Below are 15,788 nucleotides of genomic sequence, written 5' to 3' on the forward strand. Positions count from 1 at the left end.
GGGGACCTTCCTGTGTGTGCATCTGCCGTCGGTCGGATACCCGTTCGCCCCACCGATAAACCCGGCCCTATCCTTGACCGGTGCCAGACGCCCGCCGCGGATTCCTCCTCGGCGTCGCGGCCTACGTGATGTGGGGACTCTTCCCGCTCTACTGGCCGCTCCTGGAGCCCGCCGGCGCCGGCGAGATCCTCGCCCACCGGGTGCTGTGGTCGTCGATCACGATGGTCGTGCTGGTCTTCCTCCTGCGCCGCACGCGGCAGCTGAAGGCGATCTGGCGCGACCGCCGGGTCCGGTTGCTGCTCACCATCGCCGGCGCCGTGATCAGCGTGAACTGGCTGACCTACATCTGGGGCGTCAACAACGACCGCGTCGTCGAGACGTCGCTCGGCTACTTCATCAACCCGCTCGTCACCGTGCTGATGGGCGTGCTGATCCTGCACGAGCGGCTGCGCCCGCTCCAGTGGGTCGCCATGGGCATCGCGTCCCTCGCGGTGGTCGTGCTGACGCTGGACTACGGCCGGCTTCCGTACGTCGCGCTGGTGCTCGCCCTCTCGTTCGGCAGCTACGGGCTGTGCAAGAAGACCGCGAACGTCGGTGCCACCGAGAGCCTGACCTACGAGACCGCGGTGATCGCGCCGTTCGCGCTGCTCTACGTGCTGTGGATCGGGGCGAACGGCACGGCGGACTTCGGCAGCCACGGCACCGGGCACGCGCTGCTCTTCCTCACCACCGGCATCGTCACCGCCGTGCCGCTGATCTGCTTCGGCGCGGCCGCGACCCGGGTCTCAATGGTGACGCTCGGGCTGCTGCAGTACCTCGCGCCGATCCTCCAGTTCGGCCTCGGCGTCTTCTGGCTGCACGAGGACATGCCGGCCGGCCGCTGGGCCGGCTTCGTGCTGGTCTGGATCGCGCTGGTGATCTTCACCGTCGAGGCGGTCAACCACCGCCGCCGGCAGCTGCGGCTGACCGTCGAGGCGGCCGCGGTCTAGGAGGACCGGGTCGCCACGATGTCGGCGAACGCCTCGAGGGCAGCGCGGACGGGGCCCTCGGGTACGGCGGCGAGCTGCGCCTTGGCGCGGCCGGCCTCGGCGACGACGTAGGCGCGGGCCTCGTCCATCGCGGGATGCTTGCGCAGCAGGTCGAGGACCTCCGCGTGCCGCGCGTCGTCGGTGAGGTCGCCGTCGAGGAGCTCGTGGAGGCGGGCGTCCGCCGGGTCGGTGGAGGCGCGCGCCATCAGCACGGGAAGGGTGGGGACGCCCTCGCGGAGGTCGGTCCCCGGGGTCTTGCCGGACTCCCCCGACTCGGAGGCGATGTCGAGGATGTCGTCGGAGAGCTGGAAGGCGGAGCCGACGATCTCGCCGTACGCCGTGAGCGCCTCCTCGACCTCGCGGGTGGCGCCGCCGAAGCGGGCGCCGTACCGGGCGGAGGTCGCGATCAGCGACCCGGTCTTGCCGGCGACGACCTCGAGGTAGTGCTGGAGCGGGTCCTCGTCGGGGCCGGGCTTCACGGTCTCGAGGATCTGGCCCTCGACGAGCTGGGTGAAGGTCTGGGCCTGGATGCGCACGGCATCGGCGCCGAGCTCGGCGGTGAGCTCGGAGGACTTCGAGAAGAGGAAGTCGCCGGTGAGGATCGCGACGTGGTTGCCCCAGCGCGAGTGCGCGGTCACGGCGCCGCGGCGCAGGTCGGCCTCGTCCATGACGTCGTCGTGGTAGAGCGACGCCAGGTGGGTCAGCTCGACGACGCACGCCGCGGTGATCACCTCATCGGCGTCGGGCCGGTCGCCAGCCTCGGCCGCGAGCAGCACCAGCAGCGGCCGGAACCGCTTGCCGCCCGCCTCCATGAGGTGGCTCGCCATCTCGGTGACGAAGTCGGCCCGGCTCCGGACGTGCCCGGCCAGCGCCTCCTCGACGAGGCCCAGGCGGTCGCGGAGCCTCGCGGCCAGGGCCTCGTCACCGACGGGGAGAGCGAGTGCAGCAGAACCTGTCGTCACCTGAGGAATTGTCCAGCATGGTCCGCCAGCGTGAGAACCGGCCCGGGGACGACGCCCAGCGCGACCGTCGCGGCGACGCCCACGACGATCGTCAGCGACGTCAGCACCGACGGCCTCGTCACGCTCGCGACCTCCCCGTGCTCGGGGCCGGCGTCGACGAAGAACATCAGCACGATGACCCGGACGTAGAAGAACACCGCGATGATGCTGCACACGATCGCGGCGATCACGACCGGCCAGGCGCCGGCCGCCAGCGCGGCCGTGAACACGGCCCACTTGCCGATGAACCCGGCGGTCAGCGGGATGCCGGCCATCGACAGCAGGAAGAACGCGAACGTGCCGGCGACCAGCGGCGAGCGCCGGCCCAGGCCCCGCCAACGAGCGAACGCCGACGCCTCACCCGACGAGTCGCGGACCAGCGTGACGACGGCGAAGGAGCCGATCAGCGCGAAGCCGTAGGTCGTCAGGTAGAAGAGCACCGCCTGGGTGGAGGTGATCTGGCCGTCCGACAGGTCGGAGGCCTGCTGGACGCCGAGCACGCCGGTGAGCAGGAAGCCGGTGTGGGCGATGGAGGAGTAGGCGAGCATGCGCTTCATGTCGGTCTGCACGACCGCGAGCACCGCACCGACCACCATCGTCAGGATCGCGATGATCCACAGCATCGGCTGCCAGGTCCAGCGGTCCGCGCCGAGCGCGACGTAGAAGACGCGCATGATCGCGCCGAACGCCGCGATCTTGGTGCCCGCGGACATGAACGCCGTGACCGGCGTGGGCGCGCCCTGGTAGACGTCGGGCGTCCACGAGTGGAACGGCGCGGCGCCGACCTTGAAGAGCAGGCCGACCGACAGCATGCCGACGCCGATCAGCAGCAGGGCCTCGTTGCCGAGGTCGTTGCGGACCGCCTCGTTGATGTCGGCGAAGACCATCGAGCCGGAGAAGCCGTAGATCAGCGCGACGCCGTACAGGAAGAAGCCGGACGAGAAGGCACCGAGCATGAAGTACTTCAGCGCGGCCTCCTGGCTGAGCAGCCGGCGCCGCCGGGCGAGGCCGCAGAGCAGGTAGAGCGGGAGCGAGAGCACCTCGAGCGCGACGAAGAGCGTCAGCAGGTCGTTGGACGCCGGGAAGAGCAGCATGCCGGCGACCGCGAACATCAGCAGCGGGTAGACCTCGGTGTGCTCGAGGCCGCGGGTCGACGCCTGGCGCTCGGCCTCGGTGCCGGGCAGCGCGGCCGCCTGGCCGGCGAACGCCGAGACGCCGCCCTCGAGCCGCCGCTCGGCGAAGAGGAGCACGCCGCCGAGCGCGAAGACCAGGATGATGCCCCACAGGAAGACCGTGGGGCCGTCCACGACGACCGTGCCCTCGACGTCGATCGCGCCGCGGGCCGCTCCGTCGCCGTGCACCTCGAGGCCGCGGGCGACGATGATCGTGCCGACCAGGGCGGCGACGAGGCCACCACCGGCGAGCACCGTCTGGATGAGGAACCGGCGCTCGCGCGGGAGGAACGCCTCGACGACGACCCCGAGGCAGGCGACACCGAAGATCACGAGCAGCGGCCAGATGTCGGCGTACTCGATGGTGGGCTTGGTGAAGTCCATCAGTGAGCACCTTCCTCGGCCACGGGGACGGTCGGCTGGTCGTCGGTCACTCCGACGTGCTCCAGCAACGACTCGACGGTCGGGTTGGCGGCGTCGAGCAGCGGCTGCGGGAAGAAGCCGAAGAGCACGAGCGCAGCCATCAGGGGTACGACGGCGGCCAGCTCGCGGCGGCCGAGGTCGCGCATGCCCTCGTCGGCGGGCACGGGTGGTCCGGTCATCGTGCGCTGGTAGAGCCAGAGCACGTAGACGGCGGCCAGCACGATGCCGGTGACCGCGACGACGCCGACCCACCAGTGGTAGTCGAACGCCGCGATCATCACGAGGATCTCGGAGACGAACTGGCTCAGGCCCGGCAGGCCGAGCGTGGCGAGACCGGCGACCAGGAAGAGGCCGGCCAGCACGGGCGCCCGGTGCTCGACACCGGTGATCTCGCTGATCAGCGAGGTGCCCTTGCGCCGGATCAGGTAGCCCGCCAGCAGGAAGAGCGCCGCGGTGCCGACCCCGTGGTTGACCATGTAGAGGATCGAGCCCGAGCCACCCTGCGTGGTGAGCGCGAAGATGCCCAGGGTGATGAAGCCGAAGTGGCTCAGGGACGTGAGGCCGATGAGCCGCAGGATGTCGTCCTGGCCGATGGCGAGGAACGCGCCGTACACGATCGAGATCAGGGCGAGCGTGATCACGACGGGGGTCGCCCACTCCGAGGCACCGGGGAACATGCCGAGGCAGAAGCGCAGCATGCCGAACGTGCCGATCTTGTCGAGGATGCAGACCAGCAGCACGCTCGTGCCGGGCGTCGCGTGCTCGGTGGTGTCGGCCAGCCACGTGTGCAGCGGGAAGAGCGGCGCCTTCACGACGAACGCGACCATGAAGCCGACGAAGAGCCAGCGCTCCCAGGTCGTGCTCATGTCGAGCTGCTGGAGGTCGGAGAGCAGGTACGACGGGGAGCCCTCGTCGGCCGAGACGACGTAGAGCCCGATGACCGCGACGAGCAGCACGAGGCCGCCGCCGAGCTGGTACATGAGGAACTTCAGCGCGGCGAACGCGCGGCCCTCACGGCCGAAGCCGCCGATGAGGAAGTACGCCGGGATCAGCGTGGCCTCGAAGACGACGTAGAACAGGAAGACGTCGGTGGCCGCGAAGACGCAGAGCGAGAAGGCCTCCAGGGCGAGGGCCCAGGCGAAGAACGCCGCGGGGTTGCGGCCCTCCGCCTCGTGCCACGAGGCGACGAAGACGACCGGGACCAGGCCCACGGTCAGCAGGATCATCAGCAGGCCGAGGCCGTCGACGCCGAGCGCGTAGTGGACGCCGAACGCCTCGATCCAGGTGTGGGTCTCGGTGAGCTGCATGCCGGCGCCCGCGTCGAACTGCGTCGCGATGACGACACCGACCGCCGCGGTGACGAGGGAGAACGCCAGGGCGACCTGCTTCGGCAGCGGGGTCGTGCGGGACGCCTTGGGCAGGAACGCCGTGACCAGCGCGCCGACGAGCGGCACGGCGATCAGGAAGGTGAGCCAGGGGAAGTCGCTCATACGAGGTTCACCGCCAGGAGGGCCAGGGCGACCAGCACGGCGCCGCCGAGGATGGACAGGGCGTAGGAGCGGACGAATCCGTTCTGGACGCGTCGGCCGACCTGGGCGGCCAGCCCGATGGTGGCCGGGCCGCCGGTGAGCACGCCGTCGACGGCGTACTTGTCGGTCGCGAGCAGGGCCGTCGTGAGGTGCCGGCCCGGGTTGACCACGAGGGTGTCGTTGATGAGGTTGCCGTAGACCTCCTCACGGCCCGCGCGGGTGACGAACGAGACGTCCTGCGGTGCCACGCGCGGCACGTCACGCCGCCCGACGAAGAGCCAGGCGATCGCGACACCGACCGCCACCACGCAGACCGCGATCACGGTGACCGCGAGCGCCGGGATCGGGGGCTCCTCGTGCGGTGGCACGCCCGTGACCGGCTCCAGGAAGTCGACGATCCAGTCGCCGATGATCAGCACGCCGCCGAGCACCGACAGCGCGGCGAGCACGATCAGCGGGATCGTCATCACCGACGGGGACTCGTGCGGGTGCACGTCCTTCTCCCAGCGCTTCTCGCCGAAGAACGTCATCAGCATCAGCCGGGTCATGTAGAAGCCGGTGACGCCGGCACCGAGCAGTGCGCAGAGGCCGACGACCCAGTTGTCGGCCAGTGCGGTCTCGATGATCTTGTCCTTCGACCAGAAGCCGGAGAAGCCGGGGAACCCGATGATCGCGAGGTAGCCCATCGCGAACGTCAGGTAGGTCACCGGCATCGCCTTGCTCACCGCGCCGTAGTGGCGCATGTCGACGTCGTCGTTCATGCCGTGCATGACCGAGCCGGCGCCGAGGAACATGTTGGCCTTGAAGAAGCCGTGCGTGAGCAGGTGGAAGATCGCGAAGGCGTAGCCCGCGACGCCGAGGCCGGCGGCGAGCATCATGTAGCCGATCTGGCTCATCGTGGAGCCGGCGAGGGCCTTCTTGATGTCGTCCTTCGCGCAGCCGATCCAGGCGCCCCAGAAGATCGAGATCACCGCGACGACCACGACGGCGGTCTGCGCGTCGGGCGCGAGATCGAAGACGAAGTTGGAGCGGACGATGAGGTAGACGCCCGCGGTCACCATCGTCGCTGCGTGGATGAGCGCCGACACCGGGGTCGGGCCCTCCATCGCGTCGAGCAGCCAGGCCTGGAGCGGGAACTGCGCCGACTTGCCGCAGGCGCCGAGCAGGAGCAGCAGGCCGAGGATCGTCATCGTGGTCTCCGACGCGTCGCCGGCGGCGGCGCTGATCACGGTGAAGCTCGTCGACCCGAACGTGACGAAGAAGAGCATGATCGCGAGCGACATGCCCATGTCGCCGACGCGGTTGATCACGAAGGCCTTCTTCGCGGCAGCCGCGGCGGACGGCTTCTGCTGCCAGAAGCCGATGAGCAGGTACGACGCGAGGCCGACGCCCTCCCAGCCGAGGAACAGTCCGAGGTAGTTCTCGGAGAGCACCAGCATGAGCATCGCGGCGACGAAGAGGTTGAGGTAGCCGAAGAACCGGCGCCGGCGCGGGTCGTGCGCCATGTAGCCGATCGAGTAGACGTGGATCAGCGAGCCGACGCCGGTGATCAGCAGCAGGAACAGCGCCGACAGCGGGTCGTAGAGCAGGTCCATGCCCACGTCGAGGCTGCCGGTCTGGAACCAGGTGTAGAGCTCCTGGACCACCTGCCGGTCGTCGCTGTCACGGCCCAGCAGCGAGAAGAACATCGCCAGCGAGATCGCGAACGAGCCGATCGGCAGCGCGGCACCGAGCAGGTGGCCCCACTTGTCGGTGTACTTGCCGCCGATCAGCAGGATCGCCGCACCGGCCAGGGGCAGCGCGATCACCAGCCACAGCAGGGAGAACACGCCATCTGCGGTGGTCGGATCGACCACGGGGACGTGGTGCTCCGTCTGGAGTGCGAACATCGAGTCCTTCTCCTAGTACTTGAGCAGGCTGGCGTCGTCGACCGAGGCCGAGCGACGGGTCCGGAAGATGGTCATGATGATCGCGAGCCCGACCACGACCTCGGCCGCGGCGACGACCATGACGAAGAACGCCGCGATCTGCCCGTCGAGGTTGCCGTGCTGCTTCGCGAACGCGACCAGCGCGAGGTTCGAGGCGTTGAGCATCAGCTCGACGCTCATGAACACCACGATCGCGTTGCGGCGCGTCAGCACGCCCACACAGCCGATGGTGAACAGGATCCCCGACAGCACGACGTACGGCGTGACGTCGTCCATCAGTGATCACCTCCCGTCGCCGGTGCTTCCTCGGTGGTCGACGCCGGTGGGGCCGCGTCGCGGCCCGCGTGGGGTGCCCAGCCGATCTGGTTCTCGATCTCCTCGATGTCGTCGGCCAGCGCCGGAGCGGACCGCACGGTGCCGCGGGCGGCGAGCACCCGCGAGACCGACGACTCGGCCGCCGTGCCGTCGGGCAGCAGCGCCGGGGTGTCGACGGCGTTGTGACGGGCGTAGACGCCCGGAGGAGGCAGCGGGCCGAGGTGGGTGCCCTTGTCGGCGTAGTCCTTCAGCCGCTGGGCGGCCAGCTCGGCCTGTCCGGGCTTCGGTGTGAGCCGCTCGCGGTGGGCGAGCACCATCGCGCCGACCGCGGCGGTGATGAGCAGGGCGCTCGTGACCTCGAACCCGAAGACGTAGCGCGAGAACAGGATGTTGGCGAGCGCCTGGATGTTGCCCGGCTCGTTGGCCTCCTCGAGGCCGACGGCGGTGCCGAGCGAGATCTGGCCGAGGCCGAGCACCAGCAGGACGCCGAGCGCCACGCCACCGACGATCGCGAACGCCCGCTGGCCGCGGATCGTCTCGACGACCGAGTCGGACGCGTCGACGCCGACCAGCATCAGCACGAACAGGAACAGCATCAGGATGGCGCCGGTGTAGACGATGATCTGCACCGCGAAGAGGAACGGCGCCTCGAGTGCGAGGTAGAGCACCGCGAGCGACATCATCACGACCGCCAGCAGCAGCGCCGCGTGCACGGCCTTGCGGACGAACAGGATGCCGAGGGCCGCGAGCACCATGATCGGCGCGAGGATCCAGAACAGCACCATCAGGACTCACCCTCCCGCACCGGCTCCGGCGCGGCGTACTCACCGCGGTAGTAGGCGCCCTCGTCGTCGCCGAGCCGCATCGGGTGCGGCGGCTGCTCCATGCCGGGCAGCAGCGGGGCGAGCAGGTCGGACTTCTCGTAGATCAGGTCGGCACGGTTCGAATCGGCCAGCTCGTACTCGTTGGTCATCGTGAGCGCGCGGGTCGGGCAGGCCTCGATGCACAGGCCGCAGAGGATGCAGCGCAGGTAGTTGATCTGGTAGACGCGGCCGTACCGCTCGCCGGGGCTGAACCGCCCCTCGCCGTCGGGGTCGTCGGAGTTGGACGCACCCTCGACGTAGATCGCGTCGGCCGGGCAGGCCCAGGCGCAGAGCTCGCAGCCGATGCACTTCTCGAGGCCGTCGGGCCAGCGGTTGAGCTGGTGCCGCCCGTGGAAGCGCGGCGCGGTCGGCTGCTTCTCGAAGGGGTACTGCTCGGTGACCACCTTCTTGAACATGGTCCGGAAGGTCACCCCGAACCCGGCGACCGGGTCCCAGAACTGCTCCTTCATGGACTTGGACTGTTCGTTGGGCTGGGCCATCAGCCCTCACCTCCGGTGACGGTGGAGCTCGAGGTGCGGAACGCGAGCGGCTGGGCGGCGCCGCGCGCGGGTCCGCCGACCGGCATCGGCGGGACCGGGAACCCGGTCGGGGCCTGCGCCTCGACCTCGGGCTCCTCCTCCTTGTCCTCGCCGACGAAGAAGAGGACGAGGAAGAGGACGGCGAGGACGCCGATGCCGATGAGGACCCAGCGCCGGTCGACGCCGCCCTCGAGGGAGATGGCGCGGATCGTCGACACCGCGACGATCCAGACCAGCGCGATCGGGATGAGCCGCTTCCAGCCGAACGCCATGAACTGGTCGTAGCGCAGCCGCGGCAGCGTGCCGCGCAGCCAGATGAAGAAGAAGATGAAGAAGAGGACCTTGCCGAAGAACCACAGCAGCGGCCAGTAGCCCTCGTTGGCGCCCGCCCACACCTGGTCGATCCAGAACGGCGCGCGCCAGCCGCCGAGGAACAGCGTGGTGGCCAGCGCCGAGACCGTGGCCATGTTGATGTACTCGGCGAGGAAGAACAGCGCGAACTTCAGCGAGCTGTACTCCGTGTGGAAGCCGCCGACCAGCTCGCCCTCGGCCTCGGGGAGGTCGAACGGCGCGCGGTTGGTCTCGCCGATCATCGAGATCACGTAGATCACGAACGACGGCGCGAGGATCAGCCCGAACCACAGGTCTTCCTGGGCGTCGACGATCTCGGAGGTCGACATCGACCCGGCGTACAGGAACACCGCGACCAGCGCGAGGCCCATCGCGACCTCGTAGGAGATCATCTGCGCGCTCGAGCGCAGGCCGCCGAGCAGGGAGTACGTCGACCCGCTGGACCAACCGCCGAGCACGATGCCGTAGATGCCGATCGACGCGATCGCCATCACGAAGAGCACGGCGACCGGCATGTCGGTCAGCTGCAGGGGCGTCTCCTCACCGAAGAAGTTCACGGTCGGCCCGAACGGGATCACCGCGAACGTCACGAACGCGGGCACGGTCGCGAGGATCGGCGCCAGCACGAAGACCACGCGGTCGGCGGCCGTCGGGGTGACGTCCTCCTTGAGCGCGAGCTTCACGCCGTCGGCGAGCGACTGCAGCAGGCCGAACGGGCCGTTGACGTTGGGGCCGATGCGGTGCTGCATGCGCGCGACGACCCGGCGCTCCCACCAGATGTTGAACAGCGTGAGCAGCACCAGGACCAGGAAGATCAGCAGCGTCTTGATGCCGATGATCCACCAGACGTCGTTGCCGAACGCGCCGAGCGAGTCGGTCGCCATCGCGGTCATTCGGCTGCTCCCTTCGCAATCGTCACCCGGCTGCCGGGTGAGGCCAGGTCGGCGAGGACGCCGTTGCCGAACGAGTTGGCCGGCACCCACACGACGCCGTCGTCGATGTCGGCCGGCTCGGCCGGCAGCGTCACCGAGCCGCGGTCACCGGTCAGCGTGACGGTCGGTCCGTAGGCGTCGTACGTCGCGGGCGAGACCCGTGCGAGGGGGGCCCGGCCGGTGGCGCGGTAGGCCTTGTCGCCGTCCTGCATCGAGCCGTTGTCGATCATCAGCTTCCAGGTCGCCAGCGCGAGCCCGTCACCGGTGGTAGCGGCACGAGCCTCGAAACCACCGAGCGCCGCCCGAGCGCCGTCCCAGGGACCCATCTCCTCCATCTCGGCCCGCACGTCGGCGACGGTGCGGAACTCGAGCGGTGTGCCGACTCCAAGGGCAGAGAGCTCCTCGGCGATGCCGGCGAGGATGCGCAGGTCGGGCAGCGAGCTCGGGCTCGAGAAGACCGCCTCGAACGGACGCGGCCGGCCTTCCCAGGTCACGAACGTCCCGGCCTTGTCGGCGACCGGCGCCACCGGGAAGACGACGTCGGCGACCCGCGTCACGTCGGACTCGCGCACCTCGATCGCGACCACGAACGACGCGGCCTCGATCGCCGCGCGGGTGGCCGCGGGGTCGGAGGTGTCGTCGGGGTCGACGCCGCCGACGACCAGTCCGCCGAGCTCGCCGGAGCGCAGCGCGGCGACGATCCCGTCGGCGTCGCGGCCCGGGGTCTCCGGCACGTCCACGCCCCAGTCGGCGCCGACGTCGACGCGGGCGCCGGCGTCGGCGACGGGGCGGCCACCGGGCAGCAGGTTGGGCAGGCAGCCGGCCTCGACCGCGCCGCGGTCGCCGGCGCGCCGGGGCACCCAGGCGAGCCGGGCGCCGGTCTTGGCGGCCAGGCCGGCCGCGGCGCTGAGCGCGCCGGGCACGGTCGCGAGCCGCTCACCGACGAGGATGACGGCAGTCTTGTCGATGCCGAACTCGCCCTGCTCCACCAGCGCGTCGAGCGCGGCGGGCTCGCCGCCGGGAGCGGTGCGGATCAGCTGGCCGTGCATCTTCTCGAGGCCACGAGAGGCGTACGGCGCGATCGACACGACGCGGGTTCCCTTGCCCGCGGCCTTGCGGAGCCGCAGGAAGATCATCCCGGCCTCGTCCTCGGGCTCGAGGCCCGCGAGCACCACGGTCGCGGCCGACTCGAGGTCGCCGTACGTCACCGGGCTGCGCAGCACCACCTCGGCGGCGAGGAACGCCGCCTCCTCGGCGGAGTGCGGCCGCGCGCGGAAGTCGATGTCGTTGGTGCCGAGCGCGACCCGCGCGAACTTGCTGTAGGCGTAGCCGTCCTCGGCGGTGATCCGGCCGCCGGTGAGCACGGCGGCGCCGCCGGCGGCGGCGAGGCCGCGGGCCGCGACCGCGAACGCCTCGGGCCAGGAGGCCGGGCGCAGCTCGCCGTCCTCACGGACCTGCGGGTAGGTCAGCCGGTCTGCCTCGGTGGCGTAGTGGAACGCGAACCGGTCCTTGTCGGTGATCCACTCCTCGTTGACCTCCGGGTCGTTGCCCGCGAGCCGGCGCATCACCTTGCCGCGCCGGTGGTCGATGCGGATCGCGGAGCCGCACGCGTCGTGCTCCGCGACACCGGGCGTCGACACGAGGTCGAACGGCCGGGAGCGGAAGCGGTAGTCGGCGCTGGTGAGCGCGCCGACCGGGCAGATCTGGATCGTGTTGCCCGAGAAGTAGGACTCGAACGGCTCGCGCTCGTAGATGCCGACCTGCTGGAGCGCGCCGCGCTCGATGAGCGCGATGAACGGGTCACCGGCGATCTGCTCGGAGAAGCGGGTGCAGCGGGCGCAGAGCACGCAGCGCTCGCGGTCGAGCAGCACCTGCGCGGAGATGTTGATCGGCTTGGGGTAGGTGCGCTTGACGCCGCCGCGCGCGGAGAAGCGGGAGTCCGGGCGGCCGTTGGACATCGCCTGGTTCTGCAGGGGGCACTCGCCGCCCTTGTCGCAGACCGGGCAGTCCAGCGGGTGGTTGATCAGCAGGAACTCCATGATCCCCTGCTGCGCCTTGTCGGCGACCGGGCTGGTGGCCTGGGTGTTGACGACCATGCCCTCGGCGACCGGCAGTGTGCAGGACGCCTGCGGCTTGGGGAACCCGCGGCCGTTGCCGGCGTCGGGTACGTCGACGAGGCACTGCCGGCAGGCGCCCACCGGCGCGAGCAGCGGGTGGTCGCAGAACCGCGGCACCTGGACGCCGATCTGCTCGGCGGCGCGGATGACCAGCGTGTCCTTCGGGACGCTGATCTGCACGCCGTCGATGGTGAGCGTGACCAGGTCGGTCTTCTCCGGAGCGGTCGTCATGCCGGCACCTCCTGTCCTGCCCAGGCGGTCGAGCGGGCGGGGTCGAACGGGCACCCGCCCTCGGTGAGGTGCGCGACGTACTCGTCGCGGAAGAACTTGATGCTGCTGGTGATCGGGCTGACCGCACCGTCGGCGAGCGCGCAGAACGAGCGGCCGAGGATGTTGTCGCACTGGTCGAGCAGCAGGTCGAGGTCGCTCTCGTCGCCCTGGCCCTTCTCGAGGGCCGAGAGCACCTGCACCAGCCACCAGGTGCCTTCGCGGCAGGGCGTGCACTTGCCGCACGACTCGTGCTTGTAGAACTCCGTCCACCGCAGCGTCGCGCGCACCACGCACGTGGTGTCGTCGAAGATCTGCAGCGCGCGGGTGCCGAGCATCGAGCCGACCGACCCGACACCCTCGAAGTCCAGCGGGATGTCGAGGTGCTCGGCCGTGAGCAGCGGGGTGCTGGAGCCGCCCGGCGTCCAGAACTTCAGCTCGTGGCCCTCGCGCATGCCGCCCGCCAGGTCGATGAGCGTGCGCAGCGTGATGCCGAGCGGCGCTTCGTACTGACCGGGCCGCCGGACGTGGCCCGAGAGCGAGAAGATGCCGTAGCCCTTGGACTTCTCGGTCCCCATCGACGCGAACCAGCCGTGGCCGTTGGCGATGATGCTCGGCACCGACGCGATCGACTCGACGTTGTTGATGACGGTCGGGCTCGCGTAGAGGCCGGCGACAGCGGGGAACGGCGGGCGCAGGCGGGGCTGGCCGCGGCGGCCCTCGAGGCCCTCCAGCAGCGCGGTCTCCTCGCCGCAGATGTAGGCGCCGGCGCCGGAGTGGACCACGACGTCGAGGTCGAAGCCGGAGCCGTGGATGTTGCGGCCGAGGTGGCCGGCCAGGTAGGCCTCCTGCACCGCCCGCTGCACGCGACGGATCACGTGCAGCACCTCGCCGCGGATGTAGATGAACGCCTTGTTGGCGCGGATGGCGTAGCTGCTGATGATCACGCCCTCGACCAGGGTGTGGGGGCTGGCCATCATCAGCGGGATGTCCTTGCAGGTGCCCGGCTCGGACTCGTCCGCGTTGACGACGAGGTACTTCGGCTTCGGGTTGTCCTGCGGGATGAAGCCCCACTTCATCCCGGTCGGGAAGCCCGCGCCGCCACGGCCGCGCAGGCCGGACTCCTTGACCTCCCCGATGACCGCGTCGGGCGCCATCGCGAACGCCTTGTCGAGCGCCCGGTAGCCACCGCGCTCCTCGTACGCCGCAAGCGTCCAGCTGCGCTCGTCGCCCCAGTTGTCGGTGAGGACCGGGGTCAGTGTGTCCGTCACTTGCCTTCCTCCTGCCCGGCGTCGGGAGCGGTCCAGCCCTGCTCCCGCGCGATCTGGAGCCCGACCAGGGACGCGGGCCCGGCCGCGGGTCCCTCGTCGGCGAGGTCGTCGGGGAAGCCGGCGAGCACCCGCTCGGCTTCGCGCCAGGTGACGACGCGCGGGCCGCGGGTGGAGCGGACCTCCTTGCCCGCCCGCAGGTCGTCGACCAGCTGGACGGCGGACTCCGGGGTCATGTTGTCCATGAACTCCCAGTTGGCCATCACGACCGGCGCGTAGTCGCAGGCCGCGTTGCACTCGACGTGCTCCAGGGTGATGCTCTTCTGACCTGGGGCGGCCTCCGTGGTCTCGTCGTTGCCGACGCCCAGGTGCCGCTTGAGGCAGTCGAAGATCTCGTCGCCGCCCATCACGGCGCACAGCGTGTTGGTGCAGACGCCGACGTGGTAGTCGCCGACCGGGCGGCGCTTGTACATCGTGTAGAACGTCGCGACGCCGCTGACGTCGGCGGCGGTGATGCCGAGGATCTCGGCGCACGCCTCGATGCCCTCCGGCGTGACCCGCCCCTCGACCGACTGCACCAGGTGCAGCATCGGCAGCAGGCCGGAGCGCGGCTCGGGGTAGCGCGCCGCGATCTCCTTCAGCTCGACCAGCGTCTCCTCGGAGAGCGTCATCGGTCTACGCCTCCCATCACGGGGTCGATGGACGCGATCGCGACGATGACGTCGGCGACCATGCCGCCCTCGCTCATCACGCTCGTGGCCTGGAGGTTGGTGAACGACGGGTCGCGGAAATGCGCCCGGAACGGGCGGGTGCCGCCGTCGGAGACGACGTGCGCGCCGAGCTCGCCGCGCGGCGACTCGACCGGCACGTAGGCCTGCCCGGCCGGCACCCGGAAGCCCTCGGTCACCAGCTTGAAGTGGTGGATCAGCGCCTCCATCGACTCGCCCATGATGTGGCGGATGTGGTCGAGGCTGTTGCCCATGCCGTCGCTGCCGATCGCGAGCTGGCTGGGCCAGGCGATCTTCTTGTCGGCGACCATCACGGGAGCGCCGTCGAGGTTCGCGAGGCGGTCGGCCGCCTGCTCGACGATGCGCAGCGACTCCCACATCTCGTTCAGGCGGACCCGGAACCGACCGTAGGAGTCGGCGGTGTCCCACGTCTGCACGTCGAAGTCGTAGGTCTCGTAGCCGCAGTAGGGCTGCGTCTTGCGCAGGTCCCACGGGTAGCCGGTGCTGCGCAGGACCGGGCCGGTCATGCCGAGCGCCAGGCAGCCGGCGAGGTCGAGGTGGCCGACGCCCTCCAGGCGGGCCTTGAAGATCGGGTTCGCGTTGCAGAGGTCGGCGTACTCGGGGAGCCGCTTGCGCATCAGGGCGATGAAGCCGCGGATCTCGTCGAGCGCACCCGGCGGCAGGTCCTGCGCGACACCGCCGGGGCGGATGAACGCGTGGTTCATGCGCAGGCCGGTGATCAGCTCGAACAGGTCGAGCACGAGCTCGCGCTCGCGGAACCCGATCGTCATCACCGTGAGCGCGCCGATCTCCATGCCGCCGGTCGCGATCGCGACGAGGTGGGAGGAGATGCGGTTGAGCTCCATGAGCAGGACCCGCATGACCTGGGCCTTCTCGGGCACCTCGTCCTCGATGTCGAGCAGCCGCTCGACGCCGAGCACGTAGGTCATCTCGTTGTAGAACGGCGAGAGGTAGTCCATCCGGGTGCAGAACGTGACGCCCTGCGTCCAGGAGCGGTACTCCATGTTCTTCTCGATGCCGGTGTGCAGGTAGCCGATGCCGCACCGGGCCTCGGTCACCGTCTCACCCTCGAGCTCGAGGATCAGGCGGAGCACCCCGTGGGTCGAGGGGTGCTGCGGGCCCATGTTGACGACGACCCGCTCCATGGCCTCGTCGTCGGAGAGCCCCTCGGCGATCGTGTCCCAGTCCTGGCCGGTGACCGTGAAGACGCGACCCTCGGTGGTCTCGCTGGAGCCGGCGTAGAGATCCTGGTCGGTAGACATCAGCAAGCCACCTCCTGGCCGGTGACCGTGAAGACGCGACTCTC

The 15,788-nt window shown here is 70.2% G+C and carries 13 protein-coding genes; 1 reads left to right on the forward strand and 12 read right to left on the reverse strand.

The annotated features are described in order from the left end of the window. Positions 1 to 80: 80 nt before the first annotated feature. Positions 81 to 989 carry an EamA family transporter RarD gene (gene rarD, locus ACFQQI_RS20460; protein WP_378568007.1) on the forward strand — a complete coding sequence of 303 codons (909 nt, stop codon included), beginning with the start codon at positions 81 to 83 and terminating at the stop codon, positions 987 to 989. Here rarD and ACFQQI_RS20465 read toward each other — a convergent pair. The 12 genes from ACFQQI_RS20465 to ACFQQI_RS20520 are packed head-to-tail and all read right to left on the reverse strand — an operon-like array spanning position 986 to position 15,744. Beyond that, complete coding sequence (locus ACFQQI_RS20465) at positions 986 to 1,990, reverse strand: polyprenyl synthetase family protein (RefSeq protein ID WP_378568011.1); 1,005 nt, start codon at positions 1,988 to 1,990, stop codon at positions 986 to 988. The genes rarD and ACFQQI_RS20465 overlap by 4 nt on opposite strands. Continuing rightward, positions 1,987 to 3,585, reverse strand: a complete 1,599-nt coding sequence (gene nuoN, locus ACFQQI_RS20470; protein WP_378568014.1) for an NADH-quinone oxidoreductase subunit NuoN — start codon at positions 3,583 to 3,585, stop codon at positions 1,987 to 1,989. The genes ACFQQI_RS20465 and nuoN overlap by 4 nt, the downstream gene beginning before the upstream one ends. Next, entirely contained in the window at positions 3,585 to 5,114 is a 1,530-nt protein-coding gene (locus ACFQQI_RS20475) for an NADH-quinone oxidoreductase subunit M (RefSeq protein WP_378568017.1), read from the reverse strand. Before ACFQQI_RS20475 ends, nuoN begins: the two co-directional genes overlap by 1 nt. Beyond that, the gene (nuoL, locus tag ACFQQI_RS20480; protein WP_378568020.1) at positions 5,111 to 7,042 is read right to left on the reverse strand and encodes an NADH-quinone oxidoreductase subunit L; all 1,932 of its coding nucleotides are present in this window, start codon (positions 7,040 to 7,042) and stop codon (positions 5,111 to 5,113) included. Before nuoL ends, ACFQQI_RS20475 begins: the two co-directional genes overlap by 4 nt. 12 nt (positions 7,043 to 7,054) lie before the next feature. Further along, complete coding sequence (nuoK, locus tag ACFQQI_RS20485; protein WP_275747861.1) at positions 7,055 to 7,357, reverse strand: NADH-quinone oxidoreductase subunit NuoK; 303 nt, start codon at positions 7,355 to 7,357, stop codon at positions 7,055 to 7,057. Further along, entirely contained in the window at positions 7,357 to 8,181 is an 825-nt protein-coding gene (locus tag ACFQQI_RS20490; RefSeq protein WP_378568024.1) for an NADH-quinone oxidoreductase subunit J, read from the reverse strand. Before ACFQQI_RS20490 ends, nuoK begins: the two co-directional genes overlap by 1 nt. Continuing rightward, entirely contained in the window at positions 8,181 to 8,759 is a 579-nt protein-coding gene (gene nuoI, locus ACFQQI_RS20495) for an NADH-quinone oxidoreductase subunit NuoI (RefSeq protein ID WP_378568027.1), read from the reverse strand. The genes ACFQQI_RS20490 and nuoI overlap by 1 nt, the downstream gene beginning before the upstream one ends. Next, complete coding sequence (nuoH, locus tag ACFQQI_RS20500) at positions 8,759 to 10,033, reverse strand: NADH-quinone oxidoreductase subunit NuoH (protein WP_378569045.1); 1,275 nt, start codon at positions 10,031 to 10,033, stop codon at positions 8,759 to 8,761. The genes nuoI and nuoH overlap by 1 nt, the downstream gene beginning before the upstream one ends. Before the next feature lie 5 nt (positions 10,034 to 10,038). Then, entirely contained in the window at positions 10,039 to 12,429 is a 2,391-nt protein-coding gene (locus ACFQQI_RS20505) for an NADH-quinone oxidoreductase subunit G (RefSeq protein WP_378568030.1), read from the reverse strand. Next, entirely contained in the window at positions 12,426 to 13,736 is a 1,311-nt protein-coding gene (gene nuoF, locus ACFQQI_RS20510; RefSeq protein WP_378568033.1) for an NADH-quinone oxidoreductase subunit NuoF, read from the reverse strand. The genes ACFQQI_RS20505 and nuoF overlap by 4 nt, the downstream gene beginning before the upstream one ends. Next, positions 13,733 to 14,404, reverse strand: coding sequence for an NADH-quinone oxidoreductase subunit NuoE (gene nuoE / locus ACFQQI_RS20515; protein WP_378568035.1), 672 nt, complete (start codon positions 14,402 to 14,404; stop codon positions 13,733 to 13,735). Before nuoE ends, nuoF begins: the two co-directional genes overlap by 4 nt. Beyond that, positions 14,401 to 15,744, reverse strand: coding sequence for an NADH-quinone oxidoreductase subunit D (locus ACFQQI_RS20520; RefSeq protein ID WP_378568037.1), 1,344 nt, complete (start codon positions 15,742 to 15,744; stop codon positions 14,401 to 14,403). The genes nuoE and ACFQQI_RS20520 overlap by 4 nt, the downstream gene beginning before the upstream one ends. Between the last annotated feature and the right edge of the window lie 44 nt (positions 15,745 to 15,788).

It is taken from the genome of Nocardioides sp. GCM10030259 (assembly GCF_042666375.1).
Taxonomy (GTDB): domain Bacteria; phylum Actinomycetota; class Actinomycetes; order Propionibacteriales; family Nocardioidaceae; genus Nocardioides.

Coding starts and splice junctions, on each gene's coding strand:
- nuoN (WP_378568014.1), bottom strand. CDS start 3,585: ATGGACTTCACCAAGCCCACCATCGAGTACGCCGACATCTGGCCGCTG.
- ACFQQI_RS20475 (WP_378568017.1), bottom strand. CDS start 5,114: ATGAGCGACTTCCCCTGGCTCACCTTCCTGATCGCCGTGCCGCTCGTC.
- nuoL (WP_378568020.1), bottom strand. CDS start 7,042: ATGTTCGCACTCCAGACGGAGCACCACGTCCCCGTGGTCGATCCGACC.
- nuoK (WP_275747861.1), bottom strand. CDS start 7,357: ATGGACGACGTCACGCCGTACGTCGTGCTGTCGGGGATCCTGTTCACC.
- ACFQQI_RS20490 (WP_378568024.1), bottom strand. CDS start 8,181: ATGGTGCTGTTCTGGATCCTCGCGCCGATCATGGTGCTCGCGGCCCTC.
- nuoI (WP_378568027.1), bottom strand. CDS start 8,759: ATGGCCCAGCCCAACGAACAGTCCAAGTCCATGAAGGAGCAGTTCTGG.
- nuoH (WP_378569045.1), bottom strand. CDS start 10,033: ATGGCGACCGACTCGCTCGGCGCGTTCGGCAACGACGTCTGGTGGATC.
- ACFQQI_RS20505 (WP_378568030.1), bottom strand. CDS start 12,429: ATGACGACCGCTCCGGAGAAGACCGACCTGGTCACGCTCACCATCGAC.
- nuoE (WP_378568035.1), bottom strand. CDS start 14,404: ATGACGCTCTCCGAGGAGACGCTGGTCGAGCTGAAGGAGATCGCGGCG.
- ACFQQI_RS20520 (WP_378568037.1), bottom strand. CDS start 15,744: ATGTCTACCGACCAGGATCTCTACGCCGGCTCCAGCGAGACCACCGAG.